The sequence below is a fragment of the Lawsonia intracellularis PHE/MN1-00 genome, from assembly GCF_000055945.1.
GTDB lineage: Bacteria > Desulfobacterota > Desulfovibrionia > Desulfovibrionales > Desulfovibrionaceae > Bilophila > Bilophila intracellularis.
Map to the genome: position 1 here is coordinate 1176495 of NC_008011.1, position 19588 is coordinate 1196082.

Consider the following 19588-nt stretch of genomic DNA (forward strand, 5'->3'; position numbering starts at 1 on the left):
TCTTTCTCTGTTAGTTATTTCATAATTTTTATTTTAATTTTGTTGTGGAGGAATTCTATGCCAACTATCAACCAACTTATTCGCCATGAGCGAAAGAAGGTTGTAAAACGTAAAAAAACACCTGCACTTCAAGGGTGTCCTCAACGCAGAGGTGTTTGTACTCGTGTATATACAACAACACCTAAAAAGCCTAACTCAGCACTAAGGAAAGTTGCACGTGTTCGTTTAACTAATGGGCTAGAAGTTACAGCTTATATCCCTGGTGAAGGTCATAATCTTCAAGAGCACTCTGTAGTGCTTATTCGTGGCGGCCGTGTTAAAGACTTACCTGGTGTACGTTATCATATTATTCGTGGTACACTTGATACCTCTGGTGTGCAAGATCGCCGTCAGCGTCGCTCAAAGTATGGTGCAAAGCGTCCAAAGTAATATAGAGCTATTTGTTTTGTATCCCAATGGGAATATTATTATTTAATAGTTTAATACTACCTAATATGATTAAAAAATCATGTTTATAAAACTTATAACTAGTTAAAAAACATTTTACTGCCTTGTGGAGAATATAAATGCCTCGTAAAGGTCCTGTCCCTAGAAGAGAAGTTTTACCTGACCCTATTTATAATAGTCGACTTGCTAGTCGTTTTGTAAATCGCCTTATGTATGATGGTAAGAAAGGTGTTGCTGAAAAAATTTTTTATGGTGCTCTTGAAAATCTTTCTGAGAAAACGGGGGAAGAACCCCTTCGTGCCTTTGAGCGTGCTCTAGACAATGTTAAACCACAATTTGAAGTGAAAGCCCGTCGTGTTGGTGGTGCAACATATCAAGTCCCTATGGAAGTGAGATCTGATAGGCAAATTTCTCTCTCTATCCGTTGGTTAATTACTTATGCTCGCTCACGTGGTGAAAAAGGTATGGTTAATAAGCTTGCAGCAGAATTTCTTGATGCTTTTAATAATCGTGGTGGTGCTGTTAAGAAAAAAGAAGATACTCACCGTATGGCTGAAGCAAACAAAGCCTTTGCACATTATCGTTGGTAAGTTAGGAGAGATATAGTGTCACGAACAGTCCCTATAGAGAAGCAGCGTAACATTGGCATTATGGCACATATTGACGCAGGTAAAACAACAACAACTGAGCGTATTTTATATTATACTGGAGTATCGCACAAAATTGGAGAGACACATGATGGTGCCTCTACAATGGATTGGATGGAGCAAGAACAAGAACGTGGTATCACTATTACTTCAGCTGCAACAACTTGTTTTTGGGATGGTTATCGTATTAATATTATTGATACTCCTGGACATGTAGACTTTACAATTGAAGTTGAACGTTCTCTTAGAGTTCTTGATGGCGCTGTAGCTGTTTTTGATGCTGTTGCAGGAGTTGAGCCTCAGTCTGAAACAGTATGGCGTCAAGCAAATAGGTATGGTGTCCCTAGAGTCTGTTTTGTAAATAAGATGGATAGAATAGGGGCTAATTTTTTCCGATGTGTAGATATGATTCAAGAACGTTTAAGAGCAAAGCCTGTTTGTCTACAACTTCCTATTGGTGCTGAAGATAACTTTGAAGGAATTATTGATTTAATACATGGGGTTTCCTTAAAGTTTGATAAGGAAACAAAAGGCCTTGAAGTTGAAAGGGGTCCTATCCCTCCAGAATTAATGGAGTTATACCAAGAAAAACGTCTTGAAATGATGGAGGCAGCAGCAGAAGAAGATGAGGTATTGCTTGCTAAATATCTTGAGGGAACAGAGCTTACAGCAGAAGAAATTATAGCTTGTATACGTAAAGCCACAATTGAACAGAGGCTTGTTCCTGTACTATGTGGTTCAGCTTTTAGGAATATAGGGGTACAACCTTTACTTGATGCTGTTGTTCAGTATTTACCCTCTCCTCTTGATATTCCACAAATGGTAGGTCATAATCCTAATAGTCCTGAGGAGGAAATAGTTTGTCACTGCTCAGATAAAGAGCCATTAGCAGGACTTGTTTTTAAGTTGGCCTCTGATCCTTTTATTGGTCATCTTTCTTTCTTCCGTATCTATTCTGGATTTGTTGAGTCTGGAATGACTGTTCTTAATACAACTACAGAAAAGAGAGAGAGAATTGGACGACTTCTTAAAATGCATGCCAATAAGCGTGAAGATATTAAATGGGCTGGAGCTGGTGATATTGTCGCTTTAGTAGGTTTAAAACAAGCTTCAACAGGTGATACTCTTTGTGATGAAAAGCGTCCAGTTATTCTTGAATCTCTTGATATTCCAGAGCCAGTTATTGAAGTTGCGATAGAGCCAAAAACAAAGACAGATCGTGATGCTCTTTCAACTGGTCTAAATAAGCTTGCAAAAGAAGATCCTTCTTTTCGAGTAAAAGGAAACGAAGAGACAGGTCAAACACTTATTGCTGGTATGGGTGAGCTTCACCTAGAAATTATCGTTGATAGATTATTACGAGAATTTAATGTAAATGCAAATGTTGGAAAGCCTCAAGTCGCTTATCGTGAAACAATTACTAAGCCTGGGAAGTCTGATACAAAATATGCTAAACAATCTGGTGGACGTGGGCAATATGGACATTGTGTCATTGAAATTGAACCAAATCCTGGGAATGGGTATACATTTATAAATTCTATTTCTGGGGGGGTTATACCTAAAGAGTATATTCCCGCTATAGATAAAGGTATTCAAGATGCATTGAAGTCAGGCATATTAGCTGGTTTCCCTGTTGTTGATATAAAAGTTAATCTTGTTTTTGGTTCTTACCATGAGGTAGACTCTTCAGAACAAGCATTTTATGTTGCTGGCTCTATGGCAATAAAAGATGCTATGCATAAGAGTAATCCTATATTACTTGAGCCTATTATGGATGTTGAAGTTGTGACCCCAGACGACTATCTTGGAGATGTTATGGGTGATTTAAACGGACGTCGTGGTAAAGTCCAATCTATGGAGGCACGTTCTGGAGCACAAGCTATCCGTGCTCAAGTTCCTCTTTCTGAAATGTTTGGTTATGCAACAGAGCTTCGTTCACGTACACAAGGGCGTGCAACTTTTAGTATGCAATTTGATCATTATGAGCGAGTCCCAGCAGCCATTGCTGAAGAAGTTATAAAAAGTCGGAGTTGATAACTATAGGTTATCAAATTAATTTTATTATTTTTTAAATAAACTGAAGCATCTTGTAAAAAATGCTGCACTAGTATTAGCAATTTCTTTTTGTATTAATTGTTTTGTAACATCAAGCTCTTTTGAACACATTTCTGGCAGAACTTGTTCTAAGCTTTCTGAACATGGAGAAATAAGAGTAGCTGTAGAAGCTTCTGATAATACAATCATTTCATAATAAGTAGAAAGCTGCTTTTCAATATATTGTGAGTGATATTTAGGAGGATTAATATAATCTTTTGTTGCTTCTACCAAAAGTATTGGTCTTGATAATGAAGCTAAGCTTTCTTTAGAAAAAAACATTCCAAAACCTGGAGCAACAACAACTATAGCTGTTATCCTAGGGTTATTATATGTTTCTTGAGGATCAATTTGTTGAGCAAGTATGTTCATCTTAGGTTTTACCCATGAAGAACAGTAAGCATCGTTGACTATTATGGATGAAGACGGTAATATAATATTGTTACAATAATCCCACCATGCTGAAGGATCAAGTTTTGCTCCTCCTAATAAAAGAGCTGCAGTTCCTCCTGTACCTATACCAATAATACCTATTTTTTGTGTATCAAGAATATCAAATAGCTCCTGATCATTCATTAAAAAATCTATAATAATATTTAATTGGTGTACACGGCCTGTAATTTGTTTTATAGTAAACATAAGACTCATATCATCAGCATTATCACCTTGATGTGTTACACTTACTACAATGTAGCCCTTTTGGGTTAGTGTTGTAGCAAGCTCATGAAGAGAAAACCGAGATCCAGCAGAGTCATGAGATAAAATAATAGCAGGGTATTTACCTGGATATGGCTTTGCACCATGTGAAGCTATAATATTCCAATCACCATAGTTTATTTGTATAGGTTTTTGTAGAGTGGGATACCAAATAGCTAAATCAAGTTTTGTTTGATTATTTTCAATGCATAAACTTTCAAGTCGGATTCCTGGTTCTATAGAGGCAGCATGGCTTGTGGTGTATGTAATACACTCCAGTAATGTTAATAAAAAGAAATATAGGAAAAAATGTAGATGATGAGTGGTAATAATGTTAAGATAAATATTAAAGAATTTTTTGTACATTAAGGTAAGAAAACTTTATAGGTTAGAAGGATAATATTCTTTTTATACAAGTTGCTAGAGACTTATGAAAGTAGTTGCTCTTTACTATTGTTCTATCCCATAGTGTTAATTAGTTTGTCTAAAAACATACTTAAAATAACGGATAGAAGAATTCTTGACAAGAAGAGAAATATGGGTAATACACCACAGTTTCTTATGAAAAATATTTTTTTAGAGTATGGATGGAGGTTTTATCATGAGCACCAATAAGATTCTTGAAGGTGCAGTTAGGACAAGTGAGGGTGTAGAGCTTAAAGGTGTTATTATGCAACCTATCATAGAAAAATGTGATGGCTGTGGCCATATCCGTGAATTTGAAGAAGAGTCATTTTGTAGTACATATCCTATTCCTTCAAGAAAATGGGCTGATGGCCGTTGTAATTTTGCTACTAATATAAAAATTGAGGTAGGTAAATCTGCTAAGGTTAATCCTCTGAAAGCATCAAAACGTGCTGCTAAAGGCCGATAGTAATTTACTATAGATTTTTTTTAGTTAGGAAGGCTGATAAGTCTTCCTTTTTATTTTATGATGAATAGCTATATTGAATAGTACTTTTTTATAGAAGTAGGAATAAGTTATAAAAGAATAATATAATAATATAGCTATGGCTACTGTTAATTAACAGTTTTTTTTAGTAAATTATATATTTTTTCATCTTAGTGTACATATTGCATTGTAGATAACAAGTTATATAAGAATACATTATTCATTATATATTTTTATTTATATTAAAAAATATAGAGATAACTTTCCTTGTTAACTAACTATATTAAATAAATAAAATTTTTGAACATATATAGTATTATAATATTAAGAAATGTTATTAGTTACAAAGTAAAAGGTACTAGTTAGTTAGAAAGATAATCAAGTATTCAAAGTAATATTTTAGTTATATACAAGTAAGAAATAGTATTTTATTTATATATAGCTGCATGAGATATTATTGTAGGATTATATAAAATTTTATTCTATTTATAGTATGTGTTATATCCAAAATTATATTGTACTAGGTAACTGACATTAGGTAAACAAATAATAATTACCTATAATGATACATAGAACAAATAAGATTTTTTCTATGTTTAAAGATGAGAAGAGTGAATGAGGACAACATTTGATTGTATAGTTGTTGGTGGTGGGCATGCTGGCTGTGAAGCTTCTATGGCTTTAGCACGGTTAGGCCAAAAAGTACTTTTAATTACAGGTAATGTTGATAGAATAGGACATTTATCTTGTAATCCAGCAGTTGGTGGTATTGCAAAAGGACATATTGTTAGAGAAATTGATGCTCTTGGTGGTATGATGGGTTTATGGGCTGATAAAGCAGGGATACAGTTTAGAACATTAAACAGGAGTAAAGGACCAGCTGTTAGAGCAACTAGGGCACAAGTAGATCGTGATTTATATATGCAAGCTGTAAAACAAGATATTTTTTCTCAACCTAATTTATCTGTTTGGCAAGATACAGTTGAGGCTATTATTGTAAAAGATGGACATACAGGAGGTGTTAAAACAGCACTTGGGCAATTATTTAATAGTCAATATGTCATTCTTACAACAGGGACTTTCCTTTCTGGATTGATGCATATAGGACAAAAGAATTTTTCTGGAGGAAGATTAGGTGATGTAGGAACTTCAAAGCTTTCATCATCACTTCACTCTATAGGGTTACATTTAGGCCGCTTGAAAACTGGGACTACTCCTAGGTTACTTAAAACGTCTATTGATTTTACATCAATGGAGATGCAATTGGGTGATACACCAATCCCATCCTTTAGCTTCCATGGTCCAAAGCCTTCTCAACCACAAGTTCCATGTTATATCACTTGGACAAATGAATATACTCATGATGTAATCCGATCAGGAATGGATCGTTCACCTATGTTTACAGGTGTTATTACTGGAACAGGGGCACGTTATTGCCCATCAATAGAAGATAAAGTCGCACGTTTTGCAGATAGAGATCGTCATCAGATATTTGTTGAACCTGAAGGATTAACTAGTCAGGAGTGTTATATTAATGGAATTTCTACAAGTTTACCTTTAGATATCCAATTAGCATTAATCGCAACTATTCCAGGGCTTGAAAATGCACATATGGTGAGACCAGGATATGCTATTGAATACGACTATGTTGATCCTATGCAATTGCATCCTACACTTGAAACAAAGGTTCTCCCAGGTCTATGGCTAGCAGGACAAATAAATGGAACATCAGGTTATGAAGAAGCTGCAGGACAAGGATTATGGGCTGCACTGAATGTATTCTGTAAAATTACACGACAAGAGCCATTTATTTTAGGACGAGATAACGCGTATTTAGCTGTATTAGTTGATGATCTTGTTACACAAGGGACAAAAGAGCCATATAGGATGTTCACCTCTAGAGCTGAATATAGATTGTTGTTGAGAGAAGCAAATGCTGATATTAGATTAACACCATTAGGAAGAAAAATAGGGTTAGTTGGCGACTATCAATGGAATTTATTTCAAAAAAAGATATCAGATATAGATACACTTGTTAATAGATTACAGAATATTAGGATAAAACCAGATACATTGGACCCTAGTATATTTTTAGAATTAGGAGAAAGCATTCCTAATAGGGCATATACATTAGAGGAGCTATTAAAACGTCCTTCTATTACATTCCAAACCTTGAGAAAAATATATTCTGATTTACCTATAACTTCAGAAGATGTATATTTAGAGACTGAAACTATTATAAAATATGCTGGCTATCTTGACCGTCAAGAAGAACTTGTACAGCGGTCTGCAAAGTTAGAACATTCATATCTTCCTAAAGAAATAGATTATACTAAAGTTGCAGGACTTTCTTCAGAAGTTATAGAAAAGTTACAAATAGTAAGACCTCAGACACTTGGACAGGCTGGTCGTATTTCAGGAGTAACTCCTGCTGCTATTACATGCCTTGAAATATATTTAAAAAAGATACATGCTTTTAGATAATGTTTGTTATTCTTTTTAAAGTAGAAGGAATAGATAATTTATAGATATAATTAGAGTGTTAACTTAAATAAGTTTAATAAACTTAAAGAAATAAAAGAATTGTTATCTATCTTTGACTTATTGTTTAATATAATAGACAGTTATATAAGTTAGCTAGATTTTTTATATCATTGTACTATACATTAGTTATAACTGCATATAGATAAATGAAGTATGATGTTAGCCTAACATTTATCATGACTCAGATAGATGCTTATAAAATTTTTTGTTTTTATGAAAACTAAAAGATCTTTTCAACATTATTACTTATTAGTTTTACTTATTACTTATGTTAACTTTTTATTTGGATGTTCTTCAAAAGTTATTGTAGGAGGAGGTTACTCAAAGAAAAATACACTACTTACACAGCATATCGTAAAAACTGCACAGAGTCAGATAGGAACTCGTTATGTGCTTGGTGGGACAACTCCAAGAGGCTTTGACTGTTCAGGTTTAGTTTGGTGGGCTTATAAAAAACATGGGGTATGTATCCCAAGATTGACTGAAGATCAAGCAAGAGCAGGTATTGCTATTAAGTTCCATGCTATTAAGCCTGGTGATATTATTATTTTTAAAACCTGTAAAGGAAGAAGTGGTCTACATTCAGGACTTTATACTGGATGTGGAAGATTTATTCATAGTCCTAGATCAGGAAAGCATGTACGTCATGATAAAATAGAAAATTTATATTGGAAAAGCAAACTACACACTATACGACGTATTATACAATAATTAAAAATAGTTATAGTTAAAAAGTTTTGATTTTGTTATGTTAACTAGCTTTTTGTTGTTGAGGAATAGTACGCATTGGAAATAAGTTACGATATAGTTGTAGATATTGCTTTACCATTGTTGTAGTTGTAAAATTTTCAAGGCTTTTTGTCCCTTCAGATACAATTTTTTCACAAAGTCGTGGTTCTTGCATACAGCGGATCATAGCCATAGCTAGTGCAACTGGATCATTTACTGGAACAAGAAGTCCATTAATTTCATCTTGAATAAGTTCAGCATTTGATTCTAAATTAGAAGCAATAACAGGAATTCCTGTTGCCCAACCTTCTTTTATTGTTGCATTACTTCCCTCACCCTCTACTGAGGGTACAACAACAGCATCAGCAAGAGGTAAAATTACTCGACTATCTTGTTGACCTAATAAAGCAAGTTGAGAAGCTACATTAAGTTCAAATGCTTCATTAAGTAATGATTGAAATAGTTCACCAGAGCCTGCAATACGTACTTCCCATGGGGGCAGATCTTTTGCTTTTTTTATAATATGCATAGCTTGGAGTAAATTACTATATCCTTTTTGACTAGTAAGTGCCCCAATACTTTGAAAAACAAATCGCCCATCTTTTCTATCTTTTTTAGGATAGTATAGAGATGGATCAATACAAGAGTGGATAGTAGATACTTTATTAGGTTCAATCCCTGATTGAATAACTCTTTTACGTATTTCTTCACTAACAGTAACAATACTATCAGCAAGTAGATATTTTTTCATCCGGCTACCAGTATGCAGAGGATAAGATACACGTCTACTGTGCATTAGGAGTATATTATTACCATGTAGTGCCTTACTAAAGGCTCCTAAAGCAGCTGAGTGTGCGTCATTTGTATGGATAATATTAATAGATAATTTCCGAAGGGCTTTTTCTAGTTGGAAGAGTATTAATGGATTTGCAGGGCTTCTACCAAGAAGGGGAATAAAAGGGATCCGTTCTTTTTTACAAACTACTGCAAGAGCGCTAGCTTTTGGACATGCAATAAAAGGTACTACATCAGAATGTTGGAGTTCTTGTGCAAGGTAGTAAACTTGCCGTTGTCCTCCACGTAGTTCAAGTCCAAGATCTAATAGAAGTACTTGCATAATTTAACCTAACAACAAAAGAACTATCCCACAATATAAACAAGACATCTATAACTCATATTATAATTAACCTATAGCATTGACCACCAAAATAGTATACTCCATATTTAACAGGTAATACAAGAAAAAACACTGATCCAGCTAACTGGATCAGTGTTAAGGTATTATTTGCGATAAATAGTTACGTCATCGGCAACTGGAGGCTCACCTTTATAGGCTTTTACTTTTACTTCGTCTCCTACTTTTAGTTCACTGAAAGATACATCTTTATCATCAAAAATTGAACGTTCTATTTCAAAATCGCTTTTTCTTTCAACTTTGAATGAGATGGTTTCTCCATGTTTGTTTTTAATTGTAAACATTTGTTCTTCTTCATTGACTGATGTTACAGTCCCTTTTGTACGAAACTTATCACTCTTTGCATCAGAGAGAGTATAACTAACCATGATCAGCATAAAGCAAGCTAAGAAGGAAGCTAAGATACGACACATAGTCTTCTCCTTTTAGTGGTTAATAGGTATACCATGTTTTAACAAGGTCTTTTTAAGCATGTTTCTTAACATATTGCTTATAGGACCTGTTGTTCCATTGCCAATGATATGTCCATTATACTTTGTGATTCCTATACAAAGATGTGTTGTTCCAAGAACTAATATTTTTTTAGCTGTTAAAAGTTCCTGTTCAGTTATACACTGTAGTTCAATCAATACAGACGGTTTTAACGCTTCAATTGTTTTTTCTAATATTGTTTCAATTAAAATGTTTTGAAATTCTAGGAAGATTAAAGTGTTATCTTGTGATACAATAGCAATGTTAGCAATAGCTGACTTTGTGAAGCACCATTGTTCATTGAATGATAGTGTTAGATTGACTTTTTGTTCTATGGCTTCAAGTTCCATAAGAATACCCAAAATATAACTTACTGTTTTTATATTTGTTAAGAATAAGATAGGGTTTGATAGGATATTACTTTTACATGCAGTAAGTCCATTTTTGTACCAACTCTCCAATAGTTGTGTTGTGTTATAAACTACAATATACAAACTAGAATTTGGATATTCTAATGAACTAATACTAAAACCACCTAGTCCTCTACCAATAAGGACACGTATATTACCCTCATTTTTATTAACTGCTTTAGCAACAGTCATAATGAGTTTTTTCAATTTTGAAGTAGAACATGGGAGAGAAAGTTTTAATTTTTTGCTTGAAGTAACTATACGCTTTATATGTTCCTTCAGCTGAAGGATATGATATTCCATAATAGATAGTGTTTCAAAGACACCATCTCCACGATGAACAAGATGAGCATCAATAGGGATTACCATTTGGTTTGGACCATAGTAAATATCTTCAGAGCTATGGTTATAAAATTCAAGAAGTTTTTCTGCTCCTGGACAAAGTTGATATTGAATATGGTCTACGAAGGCATTTGTAGCTAGTATAGGAAGCATATTATGGTACCTCTTGATGACTACCTATTAATATGTGACCGCTAGCAATACTGATGTTTACTCTGACACAGTATTATCATTATAGTACATATAATATGATTAATACAGTGTATATTATAAACCATATAATATAATAAGATATGTTCTAGTAACTATATTTAAAGTAGCTATGGTTAATTGTTTCTAATGAAGTATAGGGATTATAAAAAAAGATTGGGATTATCAATGGTTAGCAAGTCGTTATTAACAAGATGTTCAGCAATTTGTATAGCATTTAATGCTGCACCTTTTCTAACATTATCAGCAACAATCCATAGGTTAAGCCCATTATCTATACTATGATCTTCACGAATACGTCCTACAAAAGTTAGATCTTCTCCTGTAGCATCAAGAGGAGTAGGGTACATATTCTCTTTAGGGTTGTCATAAACACAAACCCCAGGAGCTTGAGAGAGGATGGCGCGAGCTTGTTGGGGGGTTATTTTATTTTCCATTTCAATATTTACAGATTCCGAATGGCCGTAAAAAACAGGTACTCGTACACAAGTTGCAGTGACTTTGATAGCAGGATCATCAAATATTTTCTTTGTTTCATTAGTTATTTTCATTTCTTCTTTTGTGTAGTCATTATCAAGAAAGCTATCAATATGGGGTATACAATTAAAAGCAATACGGTGAGGATAAATAGTTACTTCAGGTTGTTGTAGGTTAAAAATTTGGAGAGTTTGTTTTTCTATTTCATTGATACCTTTTTGACCTGTTCCAGAAACAGATTGGTATGTAGAAACTATAATACGTTTAATTTTTCCTATATTATGAAGAGGAGCTAATACAACAATCAGTTGAATAGTAGAACAATTAGGGTTAGCAATAATACCTCTATGATTATCCAGTGTATGTGCATTAACCTCAGGGATAACAAGTGGACATCTATCGTCCATACGCCAATGACTAGAATTATCGATTACTACACAGCCAGATGAAACAGCAATAGGAGCATATTTTTTTGATACTTCACTTCCAGCAGAGAAAATAGCAATATCTACATCTTGTAAGCTTTGATCAGTAATTTCTTGTACTGAAAGTTCATCAGAGTTAAATGGAATTTTTATTCCTACTGATTGTGAAGATGCAAAAAGTTTTATATCATTAAGAGGAAAGTTTCGTTCTTCAAAAAGTTTAATACACTCTCTTCCTACAGCGCCAGTGGCACCAACTATAGCAATTACAGGTTTTTTAGACACAAAATACCTCTTCAGAGACAAGTATGATGTTATTATAAACTACCTTTCTTTCTTATATGCCTTTTTTCTACTGTCAAGCATTGTTTTTATTCAGTTAGATTCTTATTTTTAAAAATAAACTTCGAAATTTTAATATATAATATATAACTATGCGATATGTATATTTTTTTATTATGGATGTTACAGTATGCATAGGGTTACAGTGAAAAGAATAATAGACATTTAATATACTATCTAATATATAAAAAACATAGTTATTGGATGTTATTACTTATTAGAAGTATTTTATAATCCTCATCTGTAATCATATAATAGAAGGGTTGTCAGTATGATTAATTGTTCTTATACTGTATAAGACATGTTTTCAGAGAGGGGTTCTTTTTATAGTATCCTGAATGTAAGGAGTATATATGGCAACATGGGCCCAAAATGAAGATATTTCCTTTGCGCTCCAAATCAAGCAGCTTGCTGATGAAGAGTTACTTGATTTTTGGGAAGAAACTCAACAAATAGAGTCTGCACTTCGGGCTGAATATCAACAGCCAGTGGCACCTGCTCAAGATTATGAACGCCTAATTGTTATGGAATTACAATTGCGTTCTTGTCAGAGACAAGGCATAGAAGGTATTTAGACTAATTATTTTCTATTTGTATTTAGTTAGTAATAAGTATCACAAAAAGAGATTAATTAGCTATTATTTTTTATTTATGATTAGCTAATAGCTGTTGAGTAGTTTGTTTCATTTCAGGTGTACTTTTGGGATTATCTATAACTTGTTGTAGATATTGTAACCCCTGATTTTTTTCGTCTAAATAGTATAGATAGAGCAATCCTAAACTATACTGCGCTGATGGGTCAGGTTCTATTATAAGTACTTTTTTGAACGAATTAACAGCATCAATGTATTCTTCTTGATTATATTGTGTAATACCTAATAAGTAAAGTATATCTGGATTATTAGGCTCTACTATTAATGCATGTAGAAGAAAATATTCTGCTTGTTTCCATTCGCAGAGTTCTATAAAATATTTACTTAATTCAAGTAAAATCCTAGCATCATTAGGATTTGCTTGTAGCTTTTGTGTAAGTGTGAGTAAGTCTGTTTGACTAGCATTAGTTATATTTTTATCTTGTTGAATAGCAGAGGCTTCTTGTTGTTCAATATGCATTGTAAGTGTTGGATGTTCAATAAAATAGGAAGTTGTTCCACAAATAATAGAAAGAGCACCTACTATAATTATAAGTAAAATATATTGTTGTTTTTTTAATATAGCTCGTTTACTCATTATCTAAGTATTCCATTTTTTTAAGACGTTTTTCAAGTCTTATCTGTTTATATCCAATAAAACAAACATAACTGCAAAGTAATATCCATATTATAATATTTGTATACACAAGCCAATTTATCATAATCATTTTCCTTTCCAAATTTGTGTACTAGTAAGAGCAGCAAGTCGTTCTTTTTGTATATATTGTTTCCCTCGTATACTAATAATGCATAACCAGAAGAATCCAAAACATATAATACATGCAATAAGCGTAAGTTTCATTTCTGAATCTAGTCCTCCATTATTAGAGGCAAAAACTGTGGGATGAATAGAGCGCCAGATTCTAGCAGAAAGAAAGACTAAAGGAACGTCTAAAAATGCAATGATACCTAAGACAGAGCATAGTAAAGAACGTCGCTCTTGAGGAATATCTAACTGTCTTAATACTAGATAAGCACTGTAAAGAAACCAGAGGACTAATGCAGTTGTAAGACGAGGATCCCATGTCCACCAAACACCCCAGGATTGTTTCCCCCATATAGAACCTGTAATAATAGTTGCACTACTTAGAATAACACCAATTTCAGCTGTTGCACCAGATAATGCATCCCAATAAGTTTTTCGTGTTTTAAGATATCCTATACTTGCTATACAGACGATAAAAAAACTTATTAGAGCCCACCAAGCAAGTGGTAGATGAAGGTAAAAGATTTTTTGGATAATTCCTAGTTCACTTTCAATAGGTGCATAGCAGTAAATAAGGTATTGGCAAAATGCCATTCCTAATCCACTGAGTGAAACTAAGGTATATAGCCATAGTGGCTTCATATAGTAACCTTTTTTTTAATTATAACAATATTCTTTAATATCATAACTTATTCATCTCCTAAAGATATAACTGGGAAGAGAGCAAGGGCTGATGCAGCAAAAATAGCATCAAAAGCTATAACAATATGCATCCATGAATACATAGCTTCTGTAGACTCTGAAGAGAGTGCATCAGTACATGTATGAATACCTGCAAGAAGAAGAGGAACTACAAGTGGAAATAAAATAATGGAAATGAGAGACTCTTGGGTAGATTGCCCTTGAGATAAGCCCCCTATTAGTGAACCTATAGATACAAGACCTATATTAATAAGAAATATAATGAGTAGTGATTGTGCCCAACATATTCCAGGTTCTTGATTAAGAAAAACAACAATTGCAGGAATAAAAATAAGTTGAGCAACAGAAATGATAATAAACCCTGTTAAAGCTTTTCCTAACCAAATAGCTTGAACAGGACATGGTGTAAGTAACAGTCCTGACCATGTATCACTTTTTTTTTCAATATGATAGAGAATATTAAATGTAAGAACCTGGCAAAAGATAGAAGCTAACCAGAAGATGGTAGCTGCTGCTTGAGCTGTTATATTTTCATCTAATGGTTTTGATAAACTAAAAATAAAAATGAGTAATAATCCCAGAAGTAATGCCTGTATGACCCCTATACCTCTAGAGAACAGAAGTTTTATATCTTTTTGTGCAATGATAATAGCATGAGTAAACATAGAGTAACAATCATCCTTTAAATCAATATTTCAATTGATGTTACTTATTGTTGAAATGCATAAGGTTCTTTTTTGGTATATTCAATCTTTTTGTTTTTAAGTATAATATGTTGATCTACCTTTTCATTCTTAATAAGATTATGGGAAATCCAAACTATACCAGCACCTGCAGTCTTTGCATTAATAATTTCATTATAACATATTGAAAGAGATTGGTTGTCAAGCCCAGATTCAGGTTCATCTAATAATAGAAGCTTAGGTTTTAACATCAGCACTCGTGCAAAGTTAAGCCGTTGTAACATGCCACGTGAAAATGTTCTTGTACGTTCATAGATGAAACGAGTAAGTTTCATTTGTTCAATAGCAGTTGCTATTTGTTTTTTATCAAGACGTTTTTTATAAAGCCGCCCCCAAAAGAGAAGATTTTCATAGGCTGAAAGATCTTGATAAATAAATGGAGTATGCCCAAGATAACCAATTTCTTCTAAGCTACAGTTAAATATAATTTCTCCTGACGTTGGTTTTAGAAGCCCTGCCATGATCTTGAGTAATGTACTTTTACCAGCTCCATTTTCTCCTGTTAAATATGTTATAGTATTAGAAGTAATATTAAGTGATATGTTTTTGAGGATAGGCCGATTACTATATACTTTGCTGATAGCTATTAGCTGAAGAAGCATAATTTTTTCCCCTATAACTGGATATAATAGAGAAGAATGGTAGCAAACTTATAATGGCACCACCAATCCAAATCCAATTGACTAAAGGCATAGAGCTTAATCTGAATAGAGCACGATTTTGATGATCTACAGCTAAGAGAGAAGCATAAAGTTCATTTCCAAGAGAAGGAATAGTATCGGCTTCAGCAAATTGCATTTTCCCCCATTTTTTATAAATACGACGTTGGGGGGCAATAAAATCAATAAACTTCCCATCCTTACGTACTTCAAGTAAGCCTTCTATATAAGCATAGTCAACTAGTTCTCCTTCTTGGATTTTGATAAGTTTTATATCAAAATTTCCTACTTTTATTGTTTCTCCTTCATGTAGTATTTGTTCAATTTCTATCTTATAGGGACCAGAGAAAGCAATTCCCATAGCAATAAGCGCAACTCCAAAGTGAATGCCATACGCTAGTAACATAGGTTTATTTGAACGTGTTTGTTTGTCTAATACAAGTAATACTGTACTTGTCATGATAGCAAAGGCAGACGAAGCTCCTAGAATGGCGATAGGTAACTGATATCCTGATAGATACATTATGCATGAAGATGTAAAAAAAGTAATAAGAACAAGAGTAATATTTTTTAGATTATGGATACCTCTTGTCCATCCTAACCAAGGACATAAAGAGAGAAGAGCCATAAGTATTGCAAAAAGAGGAAGACATGTTTTATTATAAAAGTCTGACGTAAGTCCTATACTTCCTGCAGATTCTTGATTGATGGAAGTAGAAGACTGGAGAATTGATTGTCCTAATATTATTTGATTCCAAAAGGAAGTAAAGACTGGCCACATAGTTGCAAGAAGAATTAATATTGCAAGAGCAAGTAATAGCCAAGAAGTAAAGATAAGAAATCCTATACGACTATTAATAGTAGAAAGTTCACTGTTATCTTTTGTTGAGTATGCAGTATAGAAAATAGAGATAATAGTTATTGTTGCAAATGTTATAAAAATAAGGAGAGGTTTCCCAACATTGCTTGTTCCAAATGCATGTACAGATTGAACAATGCCGCTACGTACAAGGTAAGTGGCAAAAAAAGTGGAAAGAGTTGTTAGTGCCATAAGAAAAACGTTTATGTGAGTTAGTACATTTTTATGTGTTTGAATAATAATAGTATGTAATGCAGCTGTTGATATAAGCCATGGAATGAGGGATGCATTTTCAACTGGATCCCATGCCCAGTAACCACCCCACCCAAGTTCCATATAAGCCCACCATCCTCCAAGAACAATTCCAGCAGTAAGAAATGCCCATGCCGAGAGTATAAATGGCTTAGAAATAACTATCCAGCTAGGTTCCTCTTTTTGATTACTTATTGTTTGTGCAAGAGCAAGGCAGCCAGGGATAGTAAACCAACCATATCCTAAAAATAATAAAGGTGGATGAAAAATCATGCCTGGATTTTGGAGTAAGGGATTAAGGCCATTTCCATCTATAGGTTTTATATCAAGTAAAATAAATGGGTTATTCCATGTAATGAGAAGAAGCCCAAAGAATGCCATAATACTTAAATAAAGTATCCAAAACCAAAGTTTTGTGTCTATAGAAAGTTTTTTATAGAGATAAGTATGTTGAAATATACAGCTAGCAATGGAAGTAGATAGTGCCCAGAATAACATTGAACCTGCTTGGCCAGCCCAAAAGGCTGTAATACGATAAAAAAGAGGTAGAAATTGATCAGTATAACTGGCTACATATTGTAATGAAAAGTTATAACTAGCTAACGCATACGTTAAAATACCTGAAGCAATGGAAAGCAATATTGTAATACTTATAGAAGTAATTTCTGCAAGTGTAAGGCTTACTTTTTTTGATGATTGATTAGGATATTTATTTTTTATTATTAATATGAATTTATTTAATTTATGCCATGGCCAAAGTGTATTAGCTATCCAGAAGATATCAATTAAAGCTATAGTCATAATAGCCGCTAAGACACTAAAGGCAAAATAGTACATCTTAACTCCAACAACTATTTTTATTATATCTTATCTTGGTTACTACTAATTGTTTCATTCAGAGAAGAAATTAGGTTATTATTTTTTGTATCTATATTATAATTAACTTTTTTTCTCTTCTTTTTCGTATTTAGATGGACATTTTGTCATAAGTGTTTTTGCTTGAAAGATTCCTTCAGGGGTAAGTGAACCTTCTACAATGGCTTCTGCACCTGTTCTGAAGGTGTCTGGAATAACTCCTGTATATTCAACAGATATTACGTTTGAAGGATATTCTTTATCTCTTAATTGGAAAGAAATAGTTTTTCCATGTTGCTGTGTATAATGTTCTGCTATAACAATACCAAAAAGTCTTGCAGACTTAAGTTTTTCACTAGGCATTGCTATGGCTTCTTTTACATTAAGAAAATATACACTATTTTCATAGAATCCTATAAATGCAAGATAGCCAATACCTACTATGAATAATAAGAGAGCTATTATATATACATAAGTAGTATTAGAAGTTTTTTTATCCATACTCACTCTCCTACTTTATTTTGAAAGGTGTTTCAGCTTACACTTTAAGTTATATTAATACTTATTAGAGAGTAAAGGTATATTTCTGTTATTTTAAAAGAGTATTTTTATTATTTTGGATTAATGCACTATGTCTTTTTTTTGCAAGTGCTCTAAGATCAGGTGTTGTATCACTTTCATCAACAATTTCTCTTCCAAGCATAGTTTCTAATACATCTTCTAAGGAAACAACACCAGATAATCCCCCATACTCATCAAGTACAATAAAAAGATGTTGTCTTTCTTCTAAAAATGCAAGAAGTAAATGATCTACAGTTTGACTTTCAAGGACAAATTTTGCTGGTTGCATAATTTCTAAAAGTTTTTTTTCTGTTTCTCCATTGGTCATATATCGTCCAATTTCATATCGTTGGATAATGCCAGTAATGTCTTCGTTATTTTCTCCATAAGTAGGGATGCGACTATAGTTCCATATTTTGGGGTTGCTATAAGCTTCAGAGACAGTAAGGTTTTCATGAAGTGAAAAGACCATAGTTCTGGGAGTCATAATTTCATGAGCATATTTTAAATCAAGACTAAGGATATTTTTTATGACATGTTCTTCATATGGCTTAATACGACCAGACTCTCTGGAAAGACTTGTAAGTGCACGGATGTCATCTTCTGTAACTGTAGGACGTTTTCGAGGTGAAACAAGTCGTGTTAAGTAGCTTGAAAGCATAATAAGGGGTTTTAAAGTAACTATAAGAATACAGAGAGGATTAAGGAGAATTATAGCAATACGTTTAGAGTAAGCAACACCTAGTGTTTTAGGTATAATTTCCCCAAAAGCTAAAATAAGCAAGGTGAGGATTGCTGCAAAGAAAGGCATAGTAGATTCATGAAGTGTTGTTGTAGCAATTGCTCCAGCAAGGGCAGCTCCAGCAGTATTTGCTATAGTATTCAATATTAATACGGCTGTAATAGGCTGATCAATATTACTATGTAAATAATAAAGTTTTTCTCCTTTTTTGCTTCCCTGTTCACGAAGGTGTTCAATATAAGTAATAGGGATAGAGTATATAGCAGCTTCCATCATTGAGCATAATGCAGAGATAAGAACAATAAGAAAAACAGTTCCTAAAAGGATTATCATGATTATTGTCCTAATAAATTGCTCTAATTAGAAGTGCTGCTAACATAGCGTAAGTTATTATAGCTTGTGCTAATTAAAAGTTGATATGTACACCTATAGTTAATTTTTTTCTAACAAGTAGATAATTGAAGATCAATATGTTGAGGAAAGTAATAGTAATTAGCAATTATATTGATAAGTCTACACATCTTACTTAATTTACTATACAATTTTTTTTTAAGTTAAAAAATTTTTAATAAAAAAATATAACATTGAGTCATCAGTACTTGACGAATATGTTTCACTTAGGTATTAATGCCTTTCCTATGTGTTATGGGATTCCCTGTGCGGCAGGGAAGAATAATTTTAAAAGATTATTCTATTGTTGGATTGCCAGCAATAAATTACAAGGTATAGACTTTTAAGGGTAGATTCACTTTAGATGCAATATAAATTTGCTAATAATTAAAGTGTATTTTAGAGTAAGAATATAATTAATTAAATAGTCTAAGTACCTTGTGGGACCACCTGTCTTTTCCTGGACTGTTCCAGTTTAGGCCAGGCTTAGCAGTAATTATTTTTAT

General features: G+C 33.2%; 20 protein-coding genes. 7 read left to right on the forward strand and 13 right to left on the reverse strand.

Annotated features, from left to right (window positions below):
* The first annotated feature begins 57 nt into the window (after positions 1-57).
* From rpsL to fusA, 3 genes are all read left to right on the forward strand, one after another.
* The gene (gene rpsL / locus LI_RS05150; protein ID WP_011527025.1) at positions 58-429 is read left to right on the forward strand and encodes a 30S ribosomal protein S12; all 372 of its coding nucleotides are present in this window, start codon (positions 58-60) and stop codon (positions 427-429) included.
* 137 nt (positions 430-566) lie between these two features.
* Positions 567-1037: a 30S ribosomal protein S7 gene (rpsG, locus tag LI_RS05155; protein WP_011527026.1), complete on the forward strand. Its 471-nt coding sequence runs from the start codon at positions 567-569 to the stop codon at positions 1035-1037.
* Positions 1038-1052: 15 nt separating this feature from the next.
* Positions 1053-3128 carry an elongation factor G gene (gene fusA, locus LI_RS05160; protein WP_011527027.1) on the forward strand — a complete coding sequence of 692 codons (2076 nt, stop codon included), beginning with the start codon at positions 1053-1055 and terminating at the stop codon, positions 3126-3128.
* Positions 3129-3155: 27 nt separating this feature from the next.
* Here fusA and LI_RS05165 read toward each other — a convergent pair whose 3' ends face one another.
* Positions 3156-4250, reverse strand: coding sequence for an alpha/beta hydrolase family protein (locus tag LI_RS05165; RefSeq protein ID WP_011527028.1), 1095 nt, complete (start codon positions 4248-4250; stop codon positions 3156-3158).
* Between the two features lie 235 nt (positions 4251-4485).
* Here LI_RS05165 and LI_RS05170 point away from each other — a divergent pair, with 235 nt between their 5' ends.
* The 3 genes from LI_RS05170 (at position 4486) to LI_RS05180 (ending at position 8031) form a co-directional block, all read left to right on the forward strand.
* The gene (locus tag LI_RS05170; RefSeq protein ID WP_015353801.1) at positions 4486-4758 is read left to right on the forward strand and encodes a PxxKW family cysteine-rich protein; all 273 of its coding nucleotides are present in this window, start codon (positions 4486-4488) and stop codon (positions 4756-4758) included.
* A 633-nt stretch (positions 4759-5391) separates the two neighbouring features.
* Positions 5392-7260, forward strand: coding sequence for a tRNA uridine-5-carboxymethylaminomethyl(34) synthesis enzyme MnmG (mnmG, locus tag LI_RS05175; protein WP_011527029.1), 1869 nt, complete (start codon positions 5392-5394; stop codon positions 7258-7260).
* A 273-nt stretch (positions 7261-7533) separates the two neighbouring features.
* A complete protein-coding gene (locus LI_RS05180) occupies positions 7534-8031 on the forward strand; it encodes a C40 family peptidase (protein WP_223604177.1) in 498 nt (165 codons plus the stop codon).
* 40 nt (positions 8032-8071) lie between these two features.
* Here LI_RS05180 and LI_RS05185 read toward each other — a convergent pair whose 3' ends face one another.
* The 4 genes from LI_RS05185 to LI_RS05200 form a co-directional block, all read right to left on the reverse strand.
* A complete protein-coding gene (locus LI_RS05185; RefSeq protein WP_011527031.1) occupies positions 8072-9166 on the reverse strand; it encodes a glycosyltransferase family 4 protein in 1095 nt (364 codons plus the stop codon).
* A gap of 164 nt (positions 9167-9330) precedes the next feature.
* Positions 9331-9621 (reverse strand): hypothetical protein, encoded by a 291-nt coding sequence (locus LI_RS05190; RefSeq protein WP_231850139.1) that lies wholly within the window; start codon positions 9619-9621, stop codon positions 9331-9333.
* 48 nt (positions 9622-9669) lie between these two features.
* Complete coding sequence (locus LI_RS05195; RefSeq protein ID WP_011527033.1) at positions 9670-10620, reverse strand: aminotransferase class IV; 951 nt, start codon at positions 10618-10620, stop codon at positions 9670-9672.
* A 200-nt stretch (positions 10621-10820) separates the two neighbouring features.
* A complete protein-coding gene (locus LI_RS05200) occupies positions 10821-11864 on the reverse strand; it encodes an aspartate-semialdehyde dehydrogenase (protein WP_011527034.1) in 1044 nt (347 codons plus the stop codon).
* A 410-nt stretch (positions 11865-12274) separates the two neighbouring features.
* Here LI_RS05200 and LI_RS05205 point away from each other — a divergent pair, with 410 nt between their 5' ends.
* Entirely contained in the window at positions 12275-12496 is a 222-nt protein-coding gene (locus LI_RS05205; protein ID WP_041817052.1) for a hypothetical protein, read from the forward strand.
* Between the two features lie 70 nt (positions 12497-12566).
* On the opposite strand, the gene LI_RS05210 is transcribed toward LI_RS05205, so the two are convergent.
* The 8 genes from LI_RS05210 to LI_RS05240 all read right to left on the reverse strand — a co-directional run bounded on the left by LI_RS05210 (position 12567) and on the right by LI_RS05240 (position 19025).
* A complete protein-coding gene (locus tag LI_RS05210) occupies positions 12567-13151 on the reverse strand; it encodes a tetratricopeptide repeat protein (protein ID WP_011527035.1) in 585 nt (194 codons plus the stop codon).
* Entirely contained in the window at positions 13144-13275 is a 132-nt protein-coding gene (locus LI_RS07450) for a CcmD family protein (protein WP_172621352.1), read from the reverse strand. The genes LI_RS05210 and LI_RS07450 overlap by 8 nt, the downstream gene beginning before the upstream one ends.
* A gap of 2 nt (positions 13276-13277) precedes the next feature.
* Positions 13278-13961 carry a cytochrome c biogenesis protein CcsA gene (gene ccsA / locus LI_RS05215; RefSeq protein ID WP_011527036.1) on the reverse strand — a complete coding sequence of 228 codons (684 nt, stop codon included), beginning with the start codon at positions 13959-13961 and terminating at the stop codon, positions 13278-13280.
* A gap of 47 nt (positions 13962-14008) precedes the next feature.
* Complete coding sequence (locus LI_RS05220; RefSeq protein ID WP_011527037.1) at positions 14009-14686, reverse strand: heme exporter protein CcmB; 678 nt, start codon at positions 14684-14686, stop codon at positions 14009-14011.
* A gap of 44 nt (positions 14687-14730) precedes the next feature.
* A complete protein-coding gene (locus LI_RS05225; RefSeq protein ID WP_011527038.1) occupies positions 14731-15366 on the reverse strand; it encodes an ABC transporter ATP-binding protein in 636 nt (211 codons plus the stop codon).
* The gene (locus LI_RS05230) at positions 15329-17371 is read right to left on the reverse strand and encodes a heme lyase CcmF/NrfE family subunit (protein ID WP_223604180.1); all 2043 of its coding nucleotides are present in this window, start codon (positions 17369-17371) and stop codon (positions 15329-15331) included. The genes LI_RS05225 and LI_RS05230 overlap by 38 nt, the downstream gene beginning before the upstream one ends.
* A 102-nt stretch (positions 17372-17473) precedes the next feature.
* Positions 17474-17890 carry a cytochrome c maturation protein CcmE gene (locus tag LI_RS05235; protein ID WP_011527040.1) on the reverse strand — a complete coding sequence of 139 codons (417 nt, stop codon included), beginning with the start codon at positions 17888-17890 and terminating at the stop codon, positions 17474-17476.
* An 88-nt stretch (positions 17891-17978) separates the two neighbouring features.
* Positions 17979-19025, reverse strand: coding sequence for a hemolysin family protein (locus LI_RS05240; protein WP_011527041.1), 1047 nt, complete (start codon positions 19023-19025; stop codon positions 17979-17981).
* Positions 19026-19588 lie beyond the last annotated feature (563 nt).